This is a genomic window from Nostoc sp. (assembly GCF_036917515.1).
GTDB lineage: Bacteria > Cyanobacteriota > Cyanobacteriia > Cyanobacteriales > Nostocaceae > Nostoc.
In genome coordinates, this window is sequence record NZ_JBALDE010000108.1 from 17,829 (window position 1) to 40,064 (window position 22,236).

Sequence of the window (22,236 nt, forward strand, 5' to 3'; positions counted from 1 at the left end):
GTCATGATTGACAATAGATAGTTAAAAGTTACAAGTTATAAGTTAAGATTTATAACTTATGAAAATTTTGATTATGATGATTTTATAAGTCATTATTTAGCTGATTAACTAACTGTATTGTTCTTTGAATTTACTTTTTATTTCTCACTTAGCAAAAAAATAAGTGGTGAAATATCTGTTCAAATTTTCGGAATTATTAACTTCTAATTTCTAACTTATAACTGGAGCAATGCGACTAATGAGTCGTCCAACTGAAATTAAGAAACATCCTTTTCCGTCTCTGCTTTATCTGGAGTGGACATTACTAGCGATCACGGCATTGACAGCTATGATACCACCTCCGTTACGGCGTTTTCGTCCTAAGCCTCTAGAATTATCAATTTGTGGTGCATTTCCAGACTTGTCAGTTTGTAGCATATTACCAGAATTATCAATTTATAGTCTGATTGTTTTTGCAGTAATGGGCTTAAGATTACCCAGAAATAACCATAAAACTAAGGTAATATATACAGCTATTGAAATTTTATTAATTTTAATAATTGGACTTTTTGGGGAAAGATTTGCTCGGCTTTTCCCTTTTCTCTATATAATTTTAGTGACTCGCAGTTGTTTAATTTTTCAGTTAAATGGGCGTTTGTTCGTTACAAGTTTGTCATTTGCCTTATTTTTAGTTACTACACAACTAAAATATCAGTTATTCAATTTTCAAGCATCACCGCAGGCACAAGAGCGATATCGATTTTTAATTTTGAATTCGTCACTAGTATTTGGCTTAAGTTTGGTTTTTGTGTTGTTGATGATGAATGCAGTTTTATCTGAACGGCAAAGTCGAGAAAAGCTAGCTCTTGCTAACGAAAAACTCCGTCAATATGCCATGCAAATTGAAAATCAAGCTACCTTAGAAGAACGTAACCGTATTGCTCGTGAAATTCATGATTCATTAGGACACTCTCTGACGGCTTTAAATCTACAATTAGAAACTGCTTTAAAACTATGGCAATCCAACCCAGGTAAGGCTGAAACATTTCTTGCAACTGCAAAGGAATTAGGTTCCAAGGCGCTAAAAGATGTTCGTCAATCTGTTTCTACTATGCGTTCTAATCCCTTACAAGAACAATCTTTAGAAGATGCAATCGCTAGTCTTTCAGAAAACTTTCATCGCTTTAATGGGATATTACCAATTTATCAAATAAACCTGGAATATTCTCTACCACCTGAAATAAATACTGCTATTTACCGGATTACTCAAGAATCTTTAACTAATATATCTAAATATGCGTATGCCACAGAGGTCAAATTGGAACTCACTACGACTAAAGGCAATTTGCGATTGATAATTCAGGATAATGGTAAAGGTTTTGATGTAGGGCAAAATACCACTGGTTTTGGACTTCAGAGTATGCGCGATCGCACTTTAGCACTTGGGGGTAAATTTAGTATTAATAGCACTCTTGGTTTTGGTTGCAAAATTACAGTTAATATTCCATTAACAAGGCTAACATAATGATTAAAGTATTGCTGGTAGATGACCAAAGTTTAATTCGTCAAGGATTAAGAGCGTTATTGGAACTAGAACCAGATTTAGAAATAGTTGGAGAAGCAGAAAACGGCGAACAAGCGATTAATTTTGTTGCAGAATTTCAGCCAGATGTAATATTGCTAGATATCAGAATGCCGATTATGGATGGAGTTGCAGCCACGCAGGAAATTCAAAAACGTTTTGCTAAAACTAAGATTTTAGTACTTACAACTTTTGATGATGACGAATATGTATCAGCAGCTTTAAAAAATGGAGCAATGGGTTATTTATTAAAAGATACACCATCAGAAGAATTAGCTGTTGCTATTCGCGCTGTTCATAAAGGATATACTCACTTAGGCCCAGGTATAGTTAAAAAGCTTTTGACTCAATTTTCTCATGTTGCACCAATTCATTCACCACCTGTACCATCTAATTTAGTTGAACTTACTCCTAGAGAAAAAGAGGTTTTGCGGTTAATTGCTACAGGCGCTAGTAACCGAGAAATTGCTCAGGAACTCTACATTTCTGAAGGGACAGTAAAAAATCATGTTACGAATATTTTAAACAGGTTGAATTTGCGTGATCGCACTCAAGCTGCGATTTGGGCAAATACATATTTATCCTATTTAAATGAGCCAAGTTAAATAATGTCGATGGATGGGTAAAGAGACTTTTTCCTGCGAGAATATCGCTGGTTTACGCCTTTCAGAGTTGGCAACCTAAATTTATAATTCGTAATACTCGCCAAAGGCGAGAAGCAAGCTACGTAATTATTTGGTCAAGTATGCTCCCGGCGACGGTGGTTAGCAGCTTGTAATAACAGAGATTCTGCAAAAGCGATCGCATCAGTTGCAGATTTACCACCAGCTAACTGCGCTAGTTCTTCCCGGCGGGTGTTTAAATTATCCAAAGTAGTAACTCTAACAACAGTACGCTGTTCGGCGTTGTCATTGTTGGCTTTTTGACCTTTGCCTTGATTAATAGTTTGTTTGTCTACGCGAAAATGCCGATCGGCCATTGCCGCAACTAAAGGTTGATGGGTAACACATAATACTTGGTTGTATTGACTTAACTGGTATAACTTTTCCGCGATCGCTTGGGCTACCTTTCCCGAAACCCCGACATCAATTTCATCAAATACCATAGTTTCAGCAACATCAACCTGAGAGAAACAAGCTTTCAGCGCTAGTAAAAAACGGCTCATTTCTCCACCAGAGGCAACTTCTGTTAAAGGTTGCAGTGGTTCTCCGGGATTGGAACTAAATGTAAAGGTAATTTTATCTGCTCCCATCGCAGTTGGGAAAGCTGGTAATATTTCAACCAGAAATTTCACCTTTTCCATCGCTAGGGGCTTGAGTTCAGCTATCAAACGTGATTCTAAATTAGCAGCCGCCTTACTCCGCAATTGAGTTAACTGATTACTTGCTTGGGTAAGTTTCTCAAAACACGCCTTTTCTTGCTGTTCCAGACTTTCGATAGATTGTTCGTTGTCATTAAGTTGGGCTAATTCTGCTTGGATACGTTGGTAATAAGCGATCACTTCTGTAAGTGTCGGTCCATACTTACGACAAATTTGCTTTAATTCCTGAATCCGTTCTTCTACCTCTTCCAATCGGTGCGGATCGGCTTCCAATCCATCCCCATAAGCATTAATCTGCCTTCCCACTTCCATTACCGCAGCTTGCGCGTCCCGCACCAATTCTAATAGGGGTTGCAATTGCGTATCATATTCCACCATGTCATTTAATGTCACCTCACTATCTCCCAATAAATCTGCGGCGGCGGGAGTTTCATAATCGTTTTGATACAAAGCCTGATAAACCTTGTAACTCATTTGTTGCAAATCAACGACATGATTTAGGCGTTCCCATTCTTGTCCCAACTGTTCCAATTCATCAGGTTCGCTGAGATTAGCTGTTCCCAGTTCTTGCACTTGATAAGTGAGCAAGTCGAGTTGTTGCAACCGTTCCCGTTCTGATGTTCGGCGTTTTTCTAGTACTAAATGCGCCTGTTGGTAAGCACTAAAGCTCGTGGCGACCTTGTGACGCTGCTGCATCAACGAGTCACCGCCATACAAATCTAACCAGTCCCGAACTTGGGCAGATTGTCCAACTTGTACAGTTTGACCTTGGGCGGTAATTTCCACCAAGCGATCGCGCATTCCTACCATAATCTGCCGATTTACTAACACACCATTCACCCGCGATCGACTGCGGACATTACTAGCAGTGGCTGTGATTTCTCGGCTAATGACTACAGAATTTTCATCAAGCAAATCTATTTCTTGTTCGGTCAACCAAGCCGCTAGGGGGGCGTTTGAGGTGAAAGTAGCTTCTACCATCGCCCGATTTGTCCCCGTGCGAATGACTCGACTAGAGACTTTACCGCCCAGAGCGGCATCTATGGCATCCAAGATAATAGATTTTCCAGCGCCGGTTTCACCTGTTAACACATTTAGTCCCGCGCCAAATTCCAATTCCAATTGGTCAATTAGGGCAAAGTTTTCAATTCGCAGGCAAAGCAACATCAAGCCAAATTCTCCATGAGGGCAGATGCCAGATACTTCTAACTTACAAGACAATAGATATGATATTTCAGCAACTAGCAATACCTACTACTATTGAACTAGTATGCCCGTTTAAGTGTAGCAGACCTATTAGTATTAAGGAGTAAGTGGAGCAGGGAAAGATGAGGAAGAAATAACCAATGCCCAATACTTCGACTTACCTCCGCTTTGCTCGGCACGAGTCGTTCAGTACAAGTGCCCCATTCCAAATTCCCAATTTCTAAACATATTGTTACAATACTTAATGTGATCGTTCTGACTGGTGGCTTTCTTCATGATTGTTAAGACACTTCCCCCTAGTTCTCAACCGATTCAGGAGGACAGTCGCAACGGCACAAATAGCCGAGGCGAACTGGACGTTATTGATGTAGTGCCAGAAGATGGTACATCAAGTTTAGTTGTGCGCTCGCCAAGGCTCTTAGCAGCCCAAAAGATGAGGACAACAGCCCAACCTGAGACGCTTTACGATCCCGTGGGCATAGCAGCGCATTACCAAAACAGAAAAGTGCAAGTTCTACGGCGGATTTTTGCCGTGTTGCGGCCAGTTCTATCCTTTGTTTTTGGGTTGTGGTCGGATAGTAAACGGGGAATTGTCGTCAAAAACGACCGCCGCCGAGCTACCCAGCTACGAGTATTACTGACTAAACTGGGGCCTGCTTACATCAAAATTGGACAAGCTTTATCCACCAGACCGGATCTAGTTCCTCCCGTATACCTAGAAGAATTAACTAAACTACAAGACCAATTACCGCCTTTTGCCAACGAAATTGCTTACCAGTTTATCAAAGAAGAATTAGGCGCACCTCCAGAAGAGGTTTATGCCGAACTCTCAGCCCAGCCAATTGCTGCGGCTTCATTAGGGCAAGTTTATAAAGGTAAGCTAAAAACTGGCGAAGAAGTCGCCGTTAAAGTTCAACGCCCTGACTTAAGAGAGGGGATTACTATTGACTTGTATATTTTGCGTAACCTCGCCGCCTGGGTGCAAAAAAAGGTTAAACGGGTAAGAAGTGACTTAGTTGGGATTCTTGATGAATTAGGCGATCGTATCTTTGAAGAGATGGACTACATCCATGAGGGTGAAAATGCCGAACGATTTTTCGAGTTATACGGTCACATAAAAGACGTATATATACCGAAAATTTACTGGGAATACACCAATCGTCGCGTCTTGACGATGGAGTGGATTAACGGCACCAAATTAACCCAGACAGAAGAAATTAGCGCCCAAGGGATAGATGCTCGTTACCTAATTGAAGTGGGTGTGCAGTGTTCCCTGCGCCAATTACTAGAACATGGATTTTTCCACGCCGATCCCCACCCTGGTAATTTGTTAGCGACAACCGATGGTAAATTAGCTTATCTCGACTTTGGGATGATGAGCGAGATTAAGCCAGCACAGCGTTATGGTTTAATTGAAGCGATCGTCCACGTTGTCAACCGCGACTTTGAAGGATTAGCAAAAGACTACGTGAAGTTAGATTTCTTATCACCAGAAACTGATTTAACACCAATTATCCCAGCTTTTGCCAGAGTTTTTGCTGATGCCCAAGGAGCCAGCGTTGCCGAACTCAACATTAAAAGCATCACCGATGAACTATCAGCTTTGATGTATGAGTATCCTTTTCGCGTACCGCCCTACTACGCGTTAATTATTCGCTCCCTTGTGACGCTTGAAGGTATTGCAATATATATAGATCCAAACTTTAAAGTTCTCAGCGAAGCTTATCCCTACGTTTCTAAACGTCTGTTAACAGACCCAGCACCGCAATTAAGAGCGTCATTGCAAGATTTGTTATTTAAAGATGGCAGATTTCGCTGGAATCGCTTAGAAAACTTGTTAAAAAATGCGCGTAATAGTCAAGACTATGACTTTAATTTAGTACTGAATCAGGGGATAGAATTTCTGTCATCTGAACGCGGTGCTTTTATTCGTGACAAGTTAGTAGATGAATCTGTTAACGGACTCGATGCTTTAGGTAAAAACGTTTTGCATAACTTTACCTCCTTGTTGCGAGAACGGGTAGGATTAACAGCAGTTAATAAAACTCCAGCGGCTACAGTTGAGCAACAACAAACCTTGGAGCATATCAAACGTATATTAGGTATTCTCCGAGAAACAAGAGGCTTTGATCCAGTGCAAGTTGCATCCCAAATTGCCCAGTTATTGGTAAATTCTGATGTACAACGTTTAGGTCAACAAATTGCCAACCGCTTCACGCAAAAAGCTGTAGCCAGGTTAATTAGGCAATTATTGGCATCCTAGTAAAAGTTGTGAGTTAAAAACTTTATTTAACTCATAAACCATTTATTCTAGCAACTATATAACCCAACTTTTTTAGCTTTTCTAAGACTTTAGTTGCACTTTGAGCAACGCTTTCCTGGTTAGTTTTGCATTCGACTTCAGGACAGAGTGGTATTTCATAAGGATCGTCAATACCAGTGAAGTGCTTAATTTCCCCTGCTCTTGCTTTTTTATATAACCCTTTTACGTCTCGTTGTTCACAAACTTCTAATGATGCGTTGACATAAACTTCAATGAAAAATGGAGTAATTTGGCGTACTTCTTCTCGAATTTCACGGTACGGTGAAATAGCTGAAACTAATACAATTACATTATTTCTGGCAAGAAGTTGAGCTACAAAGCCAATGCGCCGAATATTCTCCACTCGATCCTCTTTACTGAAACCCAATCCTTTGCATAGGTTTTGACGTACCGCATCAGCATCCAGAACTTCAACTCTGTATCCCTGTATCCGCAGTTCCTTCTCCACGAATTGACAGATAGTAGTTTTACCTGCACCACTCAGACCAGTGAACCATACTGTCACACCACACTCTTGTTGTCTCATCCTACTTTCGTCGTACATTTTAAATAGCACACCAAAAAAGCTTTTTTAGGTAATTGTGGGTCAAATAGTAATTTTATTTTTATAGTCCTTTTTTAGCAGGAATTTCAGCCATTGCAAGCCAGCCCGTGTCAGCCTTGTTACTTTTACCTCTACTGATTTTGAGTGAAGAATCGTATAATTATACGTATTTAGGCTAAATATTTAATACAAAAGATATCGATGTATACGACGGACTACACTTACGCATTTTCTGAACCCTAACAACGCAATTCGCCGCTATAGTAACAAAACTTGCTGATCCAGTTTTCAAATTATTGAAGTTTTAACTAATTTTTACATTCAGTATATATACAGTTTATTTTTAAATAAAATAGTTTTTATTATAACAGTAGATTACCAAATAAGATTTACCACTAGGACATTATAAAAAACTAAGTTCAAAATATCTACAAAGTTATATCCAGTGCAGCTTTATGGCGGCACGACCCATTATCTGAGGGCGATCCCTTTAGGTGCTGTTTCTGGTACAGGCTTGTTTATTGACAATGATGGTACGCCTAGTGGTCTGTGTCATTAATTCTGAGAGGTTCGTAGTGAGCGATTTATCAGTCAATTTTAAGGGTTTTAATCCTTCCTGACTACAAACTTTCACAACTCATCAAAACTAATGACATGACATCAATCATTAGTACACTTTGGCATAAATTTGTTCACCTTTAACTAGTTCCTCAGAGCAACTTGTCTGCTTAATTGAGGTGATAGCTGGATTTACGCCGTGCTGTACTAGTGGTTTGTGCCAGTAATTTTCGGGGTTCGTAGTTGGTGATTTACTGCTTAATTTCAAGGGCTAGAGCCACTGAGTATATTTTGTATTTGATTAAGTCTAAAGTTCTTCAACAAAATTTGAAATTTAATTCAACTGATTTATGTTATCTACTTTTCCCACTACTGCCTCAGAAGAGAATAACTTAATTCAATGTGATGCCGATCAGGGATTTATCTCCTGGTTGAGTCAAGCCGAAGGCTCAGTTGCCATCACCACCTATCAAGCCGGAAAACTAGCACTAGTAGGCTGGAATGGGGAACAGGTAACTATGCTGTTACGCCAATTTTCCAAACCAATGGGATTAGCAGTGAATGGTTTGCGACTGGCACTGGCTACCCATTACGAAGTCTGTTTATTAGCCAATGCTCCTACATTAGCCTATGAGTTTTTAGAAGACCAGCCCGGACGCTACGATACCCTTTACTTGCCACGGATGGCATACTTCACAGGCGACCTCAATATTCACGACTTGGAATTTGGGAGAGAAGGGCTGTGGGTTGTCAACACCCGCTTTTCCTGTCTTTCTGCCTTGAGTCCAGACTTTAGCTTTGTCCCGCGCTGGCATCCCAAATTTATTTCCCAAATAGTGCCAGAAGACCGATGCCACCTGAATGGTTTAGCGATGGTGGATGGCAAACCCAAGTATGTGACTGCCCTTGGTGCGACAGATAGCGTCGGAGGATGGCGGTCGGGCAAAGCCAACGGTGGAGTCGTAGTGGAAGTAGAGAGCAATGAAATTATTGTAGATGGATTATCAATGCCCCATTCCCCAATCTGGCATGACGGGTTTTTGTGGTTACTCAACTCTGGTGCAGGGGAAATATGGCGCATTCATCCAGAATCAGCGGACAAACAAGTAGTCTGTGTACTCCCTGGATTTCTGCGAGGGTTGTGCTGCGTAGGTTATTACGCTCTAGTCGGACTTTGCCAGATTCGGGAACGGCATATTTTCGGAGGGTTGCCCATAACCCAACGGTTTGAGAAGTTGCTCTGTGGCGTAGCAGTCGTGGATTTGCGAAATGGGCAGCAGGTAGGGATGCTGAAGTTCACCACAGGCTGTCAAGAACTTTATGATGTGCAGTTTCTCCCTGGCGTGCAGCGTCCGATGGTTTTAAATCAGGAACGAAAAGAAATCCGCCAAGCATTTACTGCACCAGAGTTTAACTATTGGCTGCGACCGAGTGCAGTGATTCCTAATGACTAAGGAATCTGTTTAATCAGAGCGTAATTGCTGAAATCAAATTTTTAGTTTTTTCAGAGGTTTTTTCATGGCTGAATTTCAAGTTAATACCAACACCATCGGCAATCAACTTAACCCTGCAGTAGCGATGGATGCTGATGGGGACTTCATCATTTCCTGGGAAAGCAGTGGTCAGGATGGGTCTGGCTCAGGCATATATGCTCAACGCTACAACAGTGCTGGGGTGGCTGTTGGGGATGAATTCCAAGTCAATACCAACACCATCGGCAATCAACTTAACCCGACAGTAGCGATAAATGCCACTGGGGATTTTGTTATTTCTTGGCAAAGCCAAGATGCGTCTGGCTCAGGCATATATGCTCAACGCTACAAAAGTTCTGGAGTGGCTATTGGGGGCGAATTTCAGGTCAATACCTCCACCAACAACAATCAAGTTAACCCCACAATAGCGATGGATGCAGATGGGGACCTTGTCATTTCCTGGACTAGCTACGGTCAGGACGGATCTGGGGATGGGATATATGCCCAACGCTACAACAATGCCGGGGTAGCTCAAGGGGGCGAATTTCAGGTCAATACCCACGCCGACAACTTTCAATACAACCCTACAGTAGCGATGGATGCAGATGGGGACTTTGTCATTTCCTGGACTAGCTATAATCAAGACGGGTATGGCAATGGGATATATGCCCAACGCTACAACCATGCTGGGCAGGCACAAGGGGGCGAATTTCAGGTCAATAGTGACATCGACTACGATCAAACTAATTCCACAATAGCGATAGATGCAGATGGGGACTTTGTCATTTCCTGGCAAAGCTATAACTATATAGATGGCTATGGCTTTGAGATATATGCCCAACGCTACAACAGTTTCGGAGTGGCACAAGGTAGTAACTTTAAAGTCAATACCAAAAAAGACAAAGATCAAGTTAACCCCACTGTAGCGATAGATACAGGTGGGGACTTTGTCATTTCCTGGCAAAGCTACGGTCAGGACAGATCTTCTAAAGAAATATATGCCCAACGCTATAACAGTGCCGGAGTAGCTATTGGGAGCGAATTTCAGGTCAATACCAACACGGACAACGATCAAGTTAACCCCACAGTAGCGGTAGATACATATGGGAACTTTGTCATTTCTTGGCAAAGCTATAGTCAAGACGGCTCTGCCAATGGGATATATGCCCAACGCTACAACAACAACATTGGGGTTCCTCCGACAATTACCTCTGGTTCTGCCTCTGCCTTGACATACACCGAGAACGCCACTACAGCTATCGATTCAGCCATCACCATCAGCGATACAGACTCCACCAACCTGGTTAGTGCCACTATCAGCATTAGTAGTGGTTTCGTTTCTGGTCAAGATACCCTCGCCTTCACCAACCAAAATGGGATTATCGGCAGCTACAACAGCAGCACAGGCGTTTTAACCTTAACTGGCAGTGCCACCATTGCTAATTATCAAACTGCACTGCGTTCCATTACTTATACTAACAACAGCGACAACCCCAATCTCACACTTCGTACCGTCAGCTTTCTAGTTAACGATGGGACTGCCGATAGTACCGCTGTTACCCGCGATATTAATATTACGGCAGTGAATGATGCGCCCATTGCTACTGCCACCAACTCTGCCTTGTCATACACCGAGAACACTACTACAGCCATCGACTCAAGTATCACCGTCAGTGATACAGACTCCCCCAACCTAGTTAGTGCCACCGTCAGCATTAGCAGTAGTTTCGTCTCTGCTCAAGATACTCTCGCCTTCACCAACCAAAATGGGATTACCGGCAGCTACAACAGCAGCATAGGTGTCTTAACCCTAACTGGCAGTGCCACCATTGCTGATTATCAAACTGCACTGCGTTTCATTACTTATATTAACAACAGCGACAACCCCACTACTACACCTCGCACCATTAGTTTTGTTGTCAATGATGGCACTGCCGATAGTGCTACCGTTACCCGCAATATTAAGATTACGGCGGTGAATGATGTCCCGATTGCTAGGGCCACCAACCCTGCCCTCAGCTACACTGAGAATGCCACTATAGCAATCGACTCAGCCATCACCGTCAGTGATGTAGACTCAAGCAACCTGGTTAGTGCCACCATTAGCATCACCAGTGGTTTTGTCTCTGGTCAAGATACCCTTGCCTTCACCAACCAAAATGGGATTATCGGTAACTACAACAGCAGCACCGGCGTTTTAACTTTAACAGGCACTTCCACCGTTGCTAATTATCAAGCTGCACTGAGTTCCATTACTTATACCAACAGCAGCGACAACCCTACTACTACACCTCGTACCGTCAGCTTTCTAGTTAATGATGGGACTGCTGATAGTACCGCTGTTACCCGCAATATTAATATTACGGCGGTGAATGATGACCCAGTTGTTGCCAACCCCATTGCTGACCAAACAGCGACAGTAGACACCGCCTTCAACTTCGACCTACCAGCAAACACCTTTAACGATGTGGATGGTGGAAACCTCACCTATACAGCCACCCTGCAAAATGGTGACTCTCTTCCTGGTTGGTTGACCTTCAATGGCACCACCTTTAATGGTACTCCCACAACTAACAACGTTGGTAGCCTCAACATCAAAGTTATCGCCAGTGATGGAACAGCATTTATCAACGATGTTTTTGTACTGATAGTCACTGATCCCAATAATCAAGTGGTCAATGTCATTAATGGTACTTCAGCTGCAGACAAGTTAACTGGTACAGAGATAAAAGATCTCATCTCTGGGTTGCAGGGCAATGATAGCCTCAAAGGACTAGGTAATAATGACACCCTTGATGGTGGTGATGGCAATGATACCTTAGATGGTGGTGCAGGAAGTGACAGTCTCATTGGTGGTAAAGGAAATGATACTTATACTGTCGACAGCCTCAGCGATACGATTACTGAAGGTTTAAATGCAGGTACAGATATAGTCAATTCTTCCGTGAGTTGGGTGTTGGGAGCTAATCTAGAAAACTTGACCCTGACAGGAACCAAGGCAATCGATGGTACTGGTAACAGCTTGAAGAACGTCCTCACGGGAAATACTGGTGCTAATAGTTTGAAAGGAGAAGATGGCAACGATAATCTAATTGGTGGTGATGGCAATGACACCTTGTTGGGCGGTGCAGGCAATGACACCTTGGATGGAGGTTTGGGAGCTGACAGTCTTAATGGTGGATTTGGCAATGACATTTACATTGTAGACAACCTCAGCGATACGATTACTGAAGACTTAAATGCAGGCACAGATTTAGTTAAGTCTTCTGTAAATTGGGTGTTGACAGACAATTTGGAAAAATTGACCTTGACTGGAAGCACAGCAATTAATGGTACTGGTAACAGTCTTAATAACATCCTTATAGGAAATACTGGTGCTAATAGTTTGAAAGGAGAAGATGGCAATGATAGTCTGATTGGTAGTTCCGGTAATGACACGTTGGTTGGTGGTTCTGGTAATGACACCTTAGATGGTGGAGTCGGTAATGATAGCCTTGATGGTGGAGTCGGCAACGACATTTACACCGTAGACAGCCTTAGCGATACAATTACTGAAGGCTTAAATGCAGGCACAGATTTAGTCAAGTCTGCTGTGAGTTGGGTGTTAACAGATAACCTAGAAAACTTGACCTTGACTGGAAGCAAGGTAATCAATGGTACTGGCAACAGCTTGAATAACATCATCACAGGAAATAGTGCAGCTAATACTTTGAGAGGAGAAGATGGCAATGATAGCCTGATTGGTGGTTCGGGCAATGACACCTTGTTCGGTGGTGCAGGTGACGATGACTTGGATGGAGGTACAGGTAATGATAGCCTTGATGGTGGAGTCGGCAATGACACTTACACTGTAAACAGCATTAGCGATATGATCGCTGAAAGCTTAGATGCAGGAACAGATTTAGTTAAGTCTTCGATAACTTGGGTATTGAGAAATAACCTAGAAAATTTGACTTTGACTGGAAGCACAGCAATCAATGGTACTGGCAACAGCCTCAATAACATTCTGACGGGAAATACTGGTGCTAACACTTTGACAGGAGAAGATGGCAATGATCGCCTCTTTGGTGGCTCTGGCAATGACACCTTGTTCGGTGGTGCAGGTGACGATACACTGACTGGTGGAATTGGTCGAGATATGCTGACTGGTGGAGATGGGCGAGATAGCTTATATCTGACTGATACCCGCACTGGAAGCTATGATACTATTACTGATTTTACTGTTGGGGATGATACTATCTTTATTTCTAAGGCGGAATTTGGACTGAGCCAATCTCAGAATACTACACTAAATTCTGGCTTATTCCGACTTGGTACCAATGCTACAGCAGGAAGCGATCGCTTTATCTACGATCAAACTACGGGTAATCTTTTCTTTGACGCAGATGGGATTGGTAAGGCTGCACAAGTTCAAATTGCTCTGCTCTCCAATCAGGCAATGCTTAGTAGTGCAAATATTACTGTCATTGCCTAACGAAAGCTAACTATAGCAAGGATTGAGAGATTACCCAGTAACAGACAGATCAACTCTTACTGGATAATCTGTCATAAATACACACTTGAGTGCAATACAACTGCAAACTTTTAACTTTCCTCTTGGGAATAACCGTTTTTCTCGCGTTTAAGACTTTCTTCTAAGGCTTGAATTTGTTCGCGTCTGGCTTCCAACTCTAAGGAACGCCTTGCTAAGTCTTGGTTTTGCAACGTTAGGGATTGTCGCCAATGTTCTGCTCGCTCGGCTTCGTGCTGCAAAAATTCTGGAGTAATGCCAATGGTGAGGTAGCTTTCTACCAGATGCAGTACCCAGTTGGTAGCGTCTTCTATTCTTTCAATGTCGCCTGTAGGAGAAAGTTCCACCAGAACAAGCAAGTTCTCACTCATGATTTTTCCCTTTCCAAGCAGAATGAAAGCTTCTTCCGGAATTATCGCCCACAAGTTATCAGCTTCTTGACGCGCCAACAAACGTAACTGGTGCTGCTCTAAAAAATCGTTTTTACGCACCTGGGCTAGATATAGCATGAGGGTCGCTTCGCTCCAATTCAAAATTCAAAATTCAAAAAAAATTTAATAAAAGAATAAGTGCCAGAATGAATGGATATTTGGATCTTGTTAATTGGTAATGGGTAATTGGGAATTATTAACACTCCCATTACCTATTACAGTTATCCTAAGCCACGCAGGCGATGCCTACATTAATCCCTTAAGGCGATCGCGCAAAATTTCTGCTTGTTTCTGTGCTTCTGCTAAGGCATCCCGCGCTCCCTGTACCACGTCGGCTCTAGCTCTATCCACAAAGTTAGGATTGTTTAATCTGGTACTCAGAGATTGAACTTCTGCTTCGGCTTTACTCAAGCTTTTCTCTAGTTTGGCACGGACAGCTTCAATATCTACTACGCCGCTCAAAGGAATTAGCACTTGTATTGTACCAATCACACCTGCGTAGACGTTTTGCGGTGAGGCAGTCGCAGTCCTGGCGGTTTCCGTCGGTTGCGTTAGCGAAGCGGTAGCGAGTCTTCGAGCGTTACTGCCGAACCGGAAGGGCTTGCCGTCAGGCATCGCATTTTCTGGTTCTTGTGGTTGTTCTAATTCTTTCTGTGAGAAAAATCGGCTCCACAACCTAAGTCTCGCTTGAGCAGTGAGTAAATTTTGGCTAACAAACCACGCTGTGTAACCAAAACCAACTAGTTCAAAGAAAGTTCCGATGATGGGAATGTCATCAATGGCATTTCCCGCAGCTAAACCCACTCTACCAAAGACAATGGCCACGATAATTAAGCCAATTATCTTCAAACCCCTCTGAGGTTTTTTAACAGCAACAGTTTGGTTTTTTTCCTTTTCAGTAATGGTTAAAGTCTCAACCTTCGCCAAATCTTTAATGTAATCTTGTCCAGCAGTGAGAATTTCCCGCTCCTTCTCGCTTTCAGTTTGCAAATTCACTGTCACTTTTACCCCTGGTTTAATATCCGCCTCAGCCCGCAAATTCCGAATTGTGCGGATAGTACCAATTAGTAATTCAAACTGTTCTTCTAAAGCTTGATTGATTAGATTTGCATCTACCTGGGGATAGATTTGCAACGGTAAAGTTTGCGATGAATCTGCTGATTGTTGCGTGAGAGTCTGCCAAATTTCTTCGGTAATATGAGGCATGAAGGGATGAAGCAGTTTCATAATCCCTTCCAGTATATAGCTGAGGGTTTGCTGTGCTACCCGCCGCGATACTGGATCGGCATCTGCTTGCAATCTGGATTTCACCAGTTCAATATACTGATCGCAGAAATCACCCCAGATGAATTCGTAGAGTCCTTTTGCTGCTTCCCCTAAACCGTAATTATCGATGTAATTGGTAGTTTGTTTGATAACTTGATGATACCGCGAGATAATCCAGCGATCGCTCAATTCTGTAGCTACTGGATTCCCCAATTGTTGCGGCGTTTGTCCATCCAAATTCATCATTACAAACCGGGCAGCATTCCACAACTTGTTAGCAAAATTGCGGGATGCTTCTACAGAAGCTGATTCATCCTTTTTGCGATCATATTCTAAGCGGATATCTTGACCGGCACCAGCCACTTCCCTAATTAGGGTATATCGCAGGGCATCAGTACCATATTTGTCAATTAATAACAACGGGTCAATACCATTACCTTTGGTCTTTGACATCTTCTGACCTTTTTCATCCAATACCAAGCCGTGGATATAAACTGTTTGGAAAGGCATTTGACCAGTAAAATGCCCACCCATCATGGTCATTCTGGCTACCCAGAAAAAGATGATGTCAAAGCCTGTCACCAAAGTGGTAGTTGGGTAGTAAGTCGCTAAATCTTGAGTTTGTTCCGGCCAGCCCAAAGTCGAAAATGGCCAGAGTCCAGAAGAAAACCAAGTATCTAGCACATCTGGGTCTTGTTCTACCTTGACATTTTCGCCAAATTGCGATTTTGCTTTCTCCCAAGCTTCAGTTTCTGATTTCGCTACCACAAAGGGCGTGTTATCGGTAATTTGCCCATCCGTTTCACTAACAGCGTACCAAGCAGGAATTCGGTGTCCCCACCATAATTGGCGAGATATGCACCAATCATTGAGTTTTAGTAGCCAATCACGATAAACCTTTGTCCAGCGTTGAGGGACAAACTCCGGTGAATTTTGCTGGTCAAGGAATTCGAGAGTGTTGTCAGCTAGGGGGCGAATTTTGACAAACCACTGAGTTGAGAGGAGGGGTTCAATGGGTACTTTACCGCGATCGCTGTAGGGAACGGTATGCTTATAATCTTCAATCTTCACCAAAAAGCCATCTGCTTCTAGGCGAGAAACCACATTCTTTCTAGCAACAAAGCGGTCTTGTCCTTGAAACTCCCCGGCATTGGCGTTGAGAGTACCGTCTTTATTCATAATGTTGATTAACGGCAGATTATGACGCTTACCCATGTCAAAATCGTTCGGGTCATGGGCGGGAGTTATTTTCACGCAACCCGTGCCAAAGGTGGGATCAACAAATTCATCGCCAATGATCGGAATTTCTCGGTGTAGAATTGGCAGAGTTACAGTTTTGCCGATGAGATGTTTGTAGCGATCGTCATTGGGATTAACTGCTACAGCCGTATCACCCAACATCGTTTCTGGTCGTGTTGTCGCCACCTCTACAAAACCGGAACCATCGGTGAGGGGATAGCGGAAGTGCCAGAGATTTCCATTCACCTCTTGATTTTCTACTTCCACGTCAGACACAGCCGACTGAGAAGCGGGACACCAGTTAACTAAATATTCACCACGATAAATTAAGCCTTCCTCGTAAAGGCGAGTAAATGCCTCGACGACAGCTTTAGATAAACCCTCATCCAGGGTAAACCTTTCCCGTGACCAGTCCACCGAGACACCCAAGCGTCGTAGCTGATTTAAAATCGTTCCCTCAGACTCCGCCTTCCATTGCCAAGCGCGTTCTAGGAAATTCTCACGCCCCAACTCGTAGCGAGTCTTACCCTCTGTCTTGAGTTGCTTTTCCAGCATACTATGCACAGCAATGCTGGCGTGGTCAGTTCCCGGTAGCCACAGGGTATTGCGCCCCTGCATCCGGTGGTAGCGCACGAGGGTATCAATCAACGAACTTTCAAAAGCGTGACCCATGTGCAAACTGCCGGTGACATTCGGCGGCGGAATCACAATGCAATAAGGTTCGCCGCCTTTGTTGGGGTCAGCTTTGTAAACTTGGTTGTCTTCCCAGAATTTTTGCCACTTAGCTTCAGTGGAAAAGGGGTCGTAGAGACTGGGGAGATTGGGAATGGTTGCGGTCATGCGGGGCAAACTAACTATGGAAGGACTCTAATAAATTTTGCCACAGGGTTGGAGGTGGGTTTGTTTAGCAATTCTCGAAATCGTGGATATACCCCTTAAAAAATCTGGAAATGCGAAATCTATTTTTTACCCTTGTAGTTATCTTGAATAAATTCCGTAGCTGACATCTGTATATTCGCTCAGAAAGACTCATGAAATTGAAACCAGGTTTATTTCAACTCATCGTGTTAGTTATGACTATATCGCTACTTACTTCTTGTGCGACAACCCCAGAAGCAAGACAGTCAGATTGTAGCTCCACAACGTCGCCAAACCAACAAGCCGATAACTGTTCTCCCTCATCTAATAGTAGCGGCAGATCAAGTGGTTACTCTGGTGGTAGTAGCATTAGAAGATCCGGTTATGATCATTCATCGGAGGTCGGGATTTCTAGCGGTTCTTCCAAGGGTCGTAGTGGTTTTGGTAGTTTCGGTCGCGGTGGTCATGCGGGTGGATAAGAGAGTTATGAATATTTTCAACAGTCCTCAACGAAAGCGTCTATTTCAGTCGATGAAAATGGGTTAGTACAACTTTGCTCCGATTGAAGAAGGAACAGGTATACCTCTTACTGACCAAGAAACACCTTACGCTCTTTATTATTGCCATCAAGTTTTACCACAGACCATACAAGAAATCCAGCAAGCATCGGAATTAGTCGGTAGGATTTTAACCCAAACGTGGGAAATTATCCGCACTCTTGATCAAGATACACTACTTTATTATGGATTTCCTGAAGCTACTATTAAGTTAGTTAAATATGACTTCTTCGCACCATTTTGTATGCGTCTTGATTGGTGCTGGAATCAAGAAACCGGGATAAAAAAAGTAGTAGAAACTAATCCCCAAACTCCTAGCTTTTGGTTTGAGTGTACAGACGGCAATAACAAAGTCGCCAGACATTTTGGATTACAAGAACCAGATTTAGATGCTCAAAAAACCTTAAAATTAACACTCAATCAACATGTCAATAGAGCCGCATTAAATTTGGGTAAACCAATTATAGACTGTCACGTGGCATTTACAGCTTTGAACAATGCCGAAGATTTAGGTACTATGCGATGGTTAAGCAATTATTTGGAGTCTAAAAGTACCGTTTTACCCTTAGAATATATTGCCATCAAAGATGGTGAATATCTATTTGATAAGAGAACACAAAAACCAATAGATATACTCTTTATGTGGTATCCAGTGGAATGGCTAATCCATGATACTGATGAGAAAGGTGAAAGATTATGGCCAGCTCTAGAGCAACTAATTTTTGAGAATAAAATTGTGATTGTGAACTTTGGATCTGCTTTTGCACTGCAACCAAAGAGTGTATTTACCCTAATTACAGATTTGGGATATGACTTTTTTTCTGACAAAGATGCTGGGACAGTCTGGGAATATTTCCCTAAAACATCACTGAGTACAACAGGAATAGGTAATTCATACTTTGCTAAACCTATTCTAGGAAGAGAAGGTGAAGGAGGGTTTGCAGTTAATTCAGGAAATATCTCTGTGCGTAGTAGTAATAATGACCCTTGGTATACACAACAGAATTATGTGTATCAAGAGTTATTAGAGTTTCCTAAACTAGAAATTGATGGCAAGTCAATGACTCAAGTTTGGGGAGTATGGCTATATAACGATGGTAATGACAAGTTTATATCTGGAGGTGTAGGAATCCGCCTTTCTGAAGGAGAAATTACAGATAACTTATCCTATTGGTGTCCTATTGGATGCTAATTTTAACAGCATCGAGAATTAGAGGCAAACATGAAACCTCAAACCACCAGCCATTCGCCCTGGACATACATACCCACGTTGTACTTTGCCTCCGGCATACCTTACGTCATCATCAACACAGTTTCCGTAATCTTTTTCAAAAAACTCGGAATAGATAACACTCAAATAGCCTTATGGACAAGTTTTCTCTATCTACCTTGGGTCATCAAAATGTTTTGGGGCCCAATTGTTGATATTTACTCTACCAAACGCAAATGGATACTTTATACCCAATTTGCCATGTTCTGCTGCTTGGGTTTGATAGCCTTCTCCTTACAACTGCCAAATTTCTTTTTCATCTCCCTTGCAGCATTAACAATAGGAGCATTTATTTCTGCAACTTATGACATTGCTACAGATGGCTTCTATCTTCTGGCTTTATCTCCAGAACAACAAGCCTTCTTTGTTGGCATTCGCTCACTGTTTTATAGAATGGCTGTCATTTTTGGTTCAGGAATATTAGTAGTATTAGCCGGTCAACTTGAAGTATCTCTCAATAACATTCCTTTAAGCTGGACTATAGCTATTGGCTTTTCAGCTTTAATTTTAACAATCCTATTTATTTTCCATCACCTAATTTTACCCTTACCTGAATTAGATAATCAACGACAAATCCAAACTAGAGAAAATATACCTTTTTGGTCAATAATTAGCTCATATTTTATTCAGGATCAAATAATAAATATTTTAGCATTTATCTTACTTTACAGACTTGGTGAAGCAATGCTTGTCAAGATAGCCTCTTTATTTTTATTGGATAAACCAGAAGTAGGGGGCTTAGGACTATCAACATCAGATGTCGGATTAGTTTACGGGACATTTGGAGTAATATCTCTTATTTGTGGAGGAATTATAGGAGGCTTGATAATTTCTAAATATGGATTAAAAAAATGTTTGTTTCCTATGGCTTTAGCTTTGAACTTGCCTGATATATTTTATGTATATATGGCTTACACTAAACCTTCATTAATATTAGTGTATCCCTTGGTTTCCTTAGAGCAATTTGGATATGGGTTTGGATTTACAGCTTTTAGTGTTTATTTAATGTATATTTGCCAAGGCGAATATAAAACTTCTCATTTTGCTATCTCCACTGGTATTATGGCTTTAGGCTTGATGCTACCAGGTTTAATTAGCGGTTATTTGCAAAAAGCATTTGGTTATCCATTATTTTTTATCTTAGTTTGTTTGCTGACCATTCCTGGGATGATTGCTCTCTTTTTTATACCTTTAACAGAAGAACCAAAGCGTCAAAATAATTAACATTATTACAGATCATGAGTTATGTTTTGGGAATAGATGGTGGAGGTAGCAAGACTGTTTGTGTCTTGATGGATGATTTGCGTCAAGTGCTAGGTCGTGGTGAAGCAGGCCCATCTAATTATCAGAGTATAGGTATTAAAGTCACTCTCCAATCTATTCAATCTGCAATTCACAATGCGGTTGAGACAGCAAGAATTACAAATAATGTGAAGATTGATGCGATATGCCTGGGTTTAGCAGGTGTAGGTCGTACAGCAGATATCGAAGTAGTAAAAGCTTTAGTACAAGACTTGCAGAATAACAAATTACCTATTATTTTGGCATTACAGCCAGCGAATATTCTAATTTGTAACGATGCTTTAATTGCTTTAGTTGGTGGAATTGGTCAGCATGTAGGAATTGTGGTTGCAGCAGGTACTGGTTCAATAGTTTTTGGGCGAAATCATCAAGGACATACTAAGCGAGTCGGCGGCTGGGGATATATTTTAGGAGATGAAGGTAGCGCCTATAAAATTGCGATCGCTGGCATGAATGCAGCATTAAAATCTTATGATGGACGGGAAATATCAACGAGTTTGCTAGAGGATTTCAAACAGCATCTTGATTTGGAAAGTATAGAAGATTTAATAGAAGTAGTCTATCGGCGAGAATGGGGAGTTAAACAGATAGCGGCTTTAGCACCAATTGTAGATTTTGCAGCTGCCTCAGGTGATATAGTAGCGAATATCATCATTGATGATGCTGTCAAAGAATTAGTGAAAGCTACATCTACAGTAATTGATGCAATTTTTACTGCCGACTCAGTTTTAGAAATAGTCACAACAGGAAGTGTATGGCGGGGTAAATGCAAGATCCATGAAAGATTTGCAGCATCAATTATGAAGAAGTTTCCTGAAGTAAAGGTGATTTTTCCGAGGTATGAACCTGCTTATGGTGCTGGTTTGTTGGCGTTGCAGACAACTCAAATTTGACGCGAAGAAAGCAATAATATAAGTTTTCACTCTGCAAATATGCGCTCCAAGAAAGTTATTATTTCAGACCAAGCTGCGGTGGTAGCACTAGAATCATAACGATAACCGTCGTCGCGCATGAATGTATGCTCTGCTTCATATAAGAAAACTTGGTGAGGTATGTTAGCATTTTCAATTGCTTTTATTATGATTTGGCGATCGCTCTCTGGTATATGAGGGTCAAGAGTACCGAACACCATTAGCATCTCGCCTTTAATTTCACTTACCCTCTGGATTGTATCGGCTACCTCTTTACCGAGTTTACCACTGGGAATACCAGTAGGGTAACAGCAAACAGCAGCCCGAATTCCGCTTTGAAATGCAGCGCGGAAAGCTAAATGTCCACCAATACAAAAGCCGAGAGTGCCTATTTGATTTGGAGAAACCGCACTCTCTGTTTTCAGAAATTCAATCACAGCAAGGCAATCGGCATCATAATCAGCTACGGAGGTTCGACGCGCATCATCATTACCGCGCATTCGTCCAAGATCGTCTGGCTCAATTACTAAACCAACTGGCTCAATTCGGTGAAAAATTTCTGGGGCTGCTACTACATAGCCGTATCCTGCTAAATAGTTAGCTAGACGAATCATTGGATCACCTAACTGATAAATATCACTGTAGAAGACAATACCAGGGTATTTTCCTGCTGCTTTGGGAGCCGCAATATAAACACGCATTAAACTGCCATCTACTCTTAATTCAACATTGCGCTTAGTGATTTGCACTTTTTTGTCTCCGTGTTACGCTTGCTGTCATTAGCTTCTACACTGTAGCGCCGCAGCATCCGGTTACTTTCAACCCACAATTTGGCGTTCTTTTACATTATTGCGATCGCTTAATATCTCCAGTAAAAGTTTGTTGCGATCGCCTTAATAGTTAATAA

The 22,236-nt window shown here is 41.9% G+C and carries 14 protein-coding genes; 9 read left to right on the plus strand and 5 right to left on the minus strand.

Features of this window, described 5'->3' with window-relative positions; all coding sequences use genetic code 11:
* Window positions 1-238: 238 nt before the first annotated feature.
* Window positions 239-1,504, plus strand: coding sequence for a sensor histidine kinase (locus V7K89_RS13980; RefSeq protein ID WP_335187999.1), 1,266 nt, complete (start codon window positions 239-241; stop codon window positions 1,502-1,504).
* Window positions 1,504-2,166: a response regulator transcription factor gene (locus V7K89_RS13985; RefSeq protein ID WP_335188001.1), complete on the plus strand. Its 663-nt coding sequence runs from the start codon at window positions 1,504-1,506 to the stop codon at window positions 2,164-2,166. Before V7K89_RS13980 ends, V7K89_RS13985 begins: the two co-directional genes overlap by 1 nt.
* 134 nt (window positions 2,167-2,300) lie before the next feature.
* Here V7K89_RS13985 and recN read toward each other — a convergent pair whose 3' ends face one another.
* On the minus strand, window positions 2,301-4,049 hold the full coding sequence (gene recN / locus V7K89_RS13990) for a DNA repair protein RecN (RefSeq protein ID WP_335188041.1): 1,749 nt from the start codon (window positions 4,047-4,049) through the stop codon (window positions 2,301-2,303).
* A 313-nt stretch (window positions 4,050-4,362) separates the two neighbouring features.
* On the opposite strand from recN, the gene V7K89_RS13995 reads away from it, so the two are divergent.
* Window positions 4,363-6,351, plus strand: a complete 1,989-nt coding sequence (locus V7K89_RS13995; protein ID WP_335188003.1) for an ABC1 kinase family protein — start codon at window positions 4,363-4,365, stop codon at window positions 6,349-6,351.
* 31 nt (window positions 6,352-6,382) lie between these two features.
* Here the strand turns inward: V7K89_RS13995 and cysC are convergent, their stop codons facing one another.
* Window positions 6,383-6,955 (minus strand): adenylyl-sulfate kinase, encoded by a 573-nt coding sequence (cysC, locus tag V7K89_RS14000; protein WP_335188005.1) that lies wholly within the window; start codon window positions 6,953-6,955, stop codon window positions 6,383-6,385.
* Between the two features lie 908 nt (window positions 6,956-7,863).
* On the opposite strand from cysC, the gene V7K89_RS14005 reads away from it, so the two are divergent.
* Both V7K89_RS14005 and V7K89_RS14010 read left to right on the plus strand, forming a co-directional pair.
* On the plus strand, window positions 7,864-8,967 hold the full coding sequence (locus V7K89_RS14005) for a TIGR03032 family protein (protein WP_335188007.1): 1,104 nt from the start codon (window positions 7,864-7,866) through the stop codon (window positions 8,965-8,967).
* Between the two features lie 64 nt (window positions 8,968-9,031).
* Window positions 9,032-13,459 carry a beta strand repeat-containing protein gene (locus tag V7K89_RS14010; protein ID WP_335188008.1) on the plus strand — a complete coding sequence of 1,476 codons (4,428 nt, stop codon included), beginning with the start codon at window positions 9,032-9,034 and terminating at the stop codon, window positions 13,457-13,459.
* A gap of 110 nt (window positions 13,460-13,569) precedes the next feature.
* Here V7K89_RS14010 and V7K89_RS14015 read toward each other — a convergent pair whose 3' ends face one another.
* Complete coding sequence (locus V7K89_RS14015) at window positions 13,570-14,004, minus strand: hypothetical protein (RefSeq protein WP_335188009.1); 435 nt, start codon at window positions 14,002-14,004, stop codon at window positions 13,570-13,572.
* Window positions 14,005-14,172: 168 nt separating this feature from the next.
* A complete protein-coding gene (locus tag V7K89_RS14020) occupies window positions 14,173-17,271 on the minus strand; it encodes a valine--tRNA ligase (RefSeq protein ID WP_335188011.1) in 3,099 nt (1,032 codons plus the stop codon).
* A gap of 191 nt (window positions 17,272-17,462) precedes the next feature.
* Between V7K89_RS14020 and V7K89_RS14025 the strand changes: the two genes are divergently transcribed.
* The 4 genes from V7K89_RS14025 to V7K89_RS14040 all read left to right on the plus strand — a co-directional run bounded on the left by V7K89_RS14025 (window position 17,463) and on the right by V7K89_RS14040 (window position 21,311).
* The gene (locus V7K89_RS14025) at window positions 17,463-17,768 is read left to right on the plus strand and encodes a hypothetical protein (RefSeq protein WP_335188013.1); all 306 of its coding nucleotides are present in this window, start codon (window positions 17,463-17,465) and stop codon (window positions 17,766-17,768) included.
* 100 nt (window positions 17,769-17,868) lie between these two features.
* Entirely contained in the window at window positions 17,869-19,038 is a 1,170-nt protein-coding gene (locus tag V7K89_RS14030) for a glutathionylspermidine synthase family protein (protein WP_335188043.1), read from the plus strand.
* A 30-nt stretch (window positions 19,039-19,068) separates the two neighbouring features.
* The gene (locus V7K89_RS14035) at window positions 19,069-20,340 is read left to right on the plus strand and encodes an MFS transporter (protein WP_335188015.1); all 1,272 of its coding nucleotides are present in this window, start codon (window positions 19,069-19,071) and stop codon (window positions 20,338-20,340) included.
* 14 nt (window positions 20,341-20,354) lie between these two features.
* Window positions 20,355-21,311: an N-acetylglucosamine kinase gene (locus V7K89_RS14040; RefSeq protein WP_335188016.1), complete on the plus strand. Its 957-nt coding sequence runs from the start codon at window positions 20,355-20,357 to the stop codon at window positions 21,309-21,311.
* A 26-nt stretch (window positions 21,312-21,337) separates the two neighbouring features.
* On the opposite strand, the gene V7K89_RS14045 is transcribed toward V7K89_RS14040, so the two are convergent.
* Window positions 21,338-22,078, minus strand: coding sequence for a dienelactone hydrolase family protein (locus tag V7K89_RS14045; protein WP_335188018.1), 741 nt, complete (start codon window positions 22,076-22,078; stop codon window positions 21,338-21,340).
* Window positions 22,079-22,236 lie beyond the last annotated feature (158 nt).